Here is a 2,574-nt window from a genome sequence, read left to right on the forward strand (position 1 = left end):
TGCTTTTAGTGTGGTCTTGTCGCTTCATCTCACAAACAAAAGTCGGACAACCACAGATAATAATATCAGCCGCGCCATTCCTGATTGCGCCTTTCGCTTTTTGGCGTGATTGTGCGTTAAAGCCTGTGCCACTAATTAAACGCTCATTGTCGGGATGGATTGCAACATCGTATAAATCAGGATAATTCAGCTTTAACTGATTAAAAAATGTAATCAATTCGGCATCTTCTTTCGGGCATTCGCCCCTAAAATCCATGTTGCCGTATGTTCGAATGTGTGGTGGTATTTTCATTAAAGCACCTTATTAAATAATCTCTTTGGTGTTATAGTCGGTCACTTCATAGTAGCCGCTTGCGTTCTTTTTGAATGTGATGTTGTCGGGCATCTCGTTTTTGTGATGCTTCATAAACTCAGCAGTACCGTTTTTAATAATGCTAAATTGGGTTTTCATCTTAAATACGCCATAGACAAAATCTTCCCATTTTCGCATCAAAAAGCTGCTTGATTCATCAAACACATAGTACGTTCTAAACGTCAGCGTTTTTGTTGTGTAAGTCACAACTAACATTTCTTTGCCAGTGTTGCTCACTTTTGGCCTTACCTGCATAAATAGCACTTCTTCGGTAGTAGGCTTGCTCGGCTCTGCAATAGCTACTTTGTTTGATATGCTTAACTTCTCATTCGGGTTTACAAGCTCAAAACCACAATCCTTTTTCTCACAATACCGCGCCGCAATATCGTTCTCATGTCCGCAATTCTCACACGTTTTATATGCCCATCTATGCTCACATCGTTCTAATTTACCCTTATTGATACGCGAAAAAAGATAGTTTTCGCACCGCCTGCCATAGTGTGCAGGCATTGCAACAGATTCACCGTTAGGCAGTTGTGTCGTTATATGTTGGCCTGCCAAGTCTACAAAATAGCCCTGTGCGTCTATGCCTAAATTGTCGGGATTTTGACGCGCTGAAAAGATATTTATTGCACTACACAAGGGGCAAGATACTTCTATGCTTACGCTTTCTTTAGCTCTATACGCTGTGATTTTTGGCGTAAATAAATCACCCTCTAGCTCGTGGCGTTCTATGTTGCTCGCATAGTCAAGCACTAAACAATCAGCTTTACCATCGCACAGCCTTAAACCTCGTCCGATTATTTGTTGGAACAATGACGCGCTTTCGGTAGCTCTTAATACTGCTATTGTGTCAACATGGGGCGCATCAAAACCTGTTGTTAGTGTTCCAACACTGACAATATACTTAAACTTTTGCGCCTTAAAATCGTTAATTAGCTTGGCTCTGACGTGTTTATCCATGTTTATGTCACCGCCCAACATCATGCTGTTATTAGGCGGAAGACTCTCAAGTATCTCTTGAGCGTGTTTGACGGTTGCAGCAAACAACATTACGCCTTTTCTGTTTTGCGCTTTGGACACAACATCCGCGACAATATCAGACGTTAAGCGACCCTTACCTGTAAACGCTAATTCCACCTCTTTGGCGTCAAAATTGCCCATCTTGTTAATAGTTAGTGCATCGGTATTGTAATGCAATTGACTAGGGCAAGTATAAGCAGGCGTTAAAAAGCCCATGTCTATAAGTGCGCGTGTCGTTATTTTATAGAGCAAGGCAGCAAAGTACGGATTGACGGTTGAGTTGTCGTCTAACGCCTTATCGTGCTTGCCTGTTTTATCAATTCGATAAATATAGCCGTCTAACATACGATAAGGGGTGGCGGTCATGCCAATAACCCTCAGCAATGGATTTTTAGCGCGTATTTTGTCAATAATCTCTTTAATTGTTGGCGTGATTAAATGACATTCATCAATAATGATTGCCCCGAATTTATCACCAAAGCGTTCTATGCTGTTTAAGACGGTTTTAGGTGTGCCATAAACAACATCATAGCGCGTACATTTGCTACCAACACTTGCACTAAAAATACTGGCATTTGAGCCTGTGGCTAGCCATTTTTCCCAATTTTGTTGGGTGAGTTCACGACTCGGCTGCAAAACAAGCACTTTTTTACTAGTGCTGTCTGTTATCCATTTTGCAATGGCGGCGGCAATATGGCTTTTGCCGCTACCAGTGGCTAATTCTAAAATGGCAGGTTCAGTGCTTCGCTTAATCCACTGGATAGCAGCTTGAACCGCATCTTGTTGATACGGTCTTAACATGATAAAGCACCTTAGCTTAGCTTCCAAAATGTAGTCGGCTGCCCTTTGTATTTTGTCAGGTCAGCATCGGGTAAAAGGTCTTTAATCGCTTTGGCGTAACTGATTGCACCATCACGTTTTACCTGTGTTAGCTTGCGACCATGTATAACGCTGTTTTGGCTTTTTGATAGTTCGACAATTTGCTGCAATAACTCGGCTTTAGCTTTTGTCGCATTGTCTAAGACTTCACATACGTTATCGTATTGCTGTAATAGCTTTAGACTTTCGTCCGTGTCGATTGTTTGCACCAAGTCGTCTAAATGAATCGGGTTTTTTAATTCGTGCAAATAAAACTCATAAAATGCAAATAGTTTTACAAGTGCATTTTCAAACCACGCTTTGTTAAACGTGACAATCTC

At 41.4% G+C, this 2,574-nt stretch carries 3 protein-coding genes; all 3 read right to left on the bottom strand.

Going from position 1 to position 2,574, the window contains the following annotated elements; all coding sequences use genetic code 11:
- On the bottom strand, window positions 1-292 hold a 292-nt coding region (locus Q0212_RS07995), incomplete at its 3' end, for a hypothetical protein (RefSeq protein WP_297924306.1).
- A gap of 12 nt (window positions 293-304) precedes the next feature.
- On the bottom strand, window positions 305-2,176 hold the full coding sequence (locus tag Q0212_RS08000; protein WP_297924308.1) for a DEAD/DEAH box helicase: 1,872 nt from the start codon (window positions 2,174-2,176) through the stop codon (window positions 305-307).
- 11 nt (window positions 2,177-2,187) lie between these two features.
- Window positions 2,188-2,574 (bottom strand): hypothetical protein (locus Q0212_RS08005; RefSeq protein WP_297924310.1); only part of this gene is annotated, 387 nt, incomplete at its 5' end.

The organism is uncultured Agitococcus sp. (genome assembly GCF_937920075.1).
Lineage (GTDB): Bacteria > Pseudomonadota > Gammaproteobacteria > Pseudomonadales > Moraxellaceae > Agitococcus.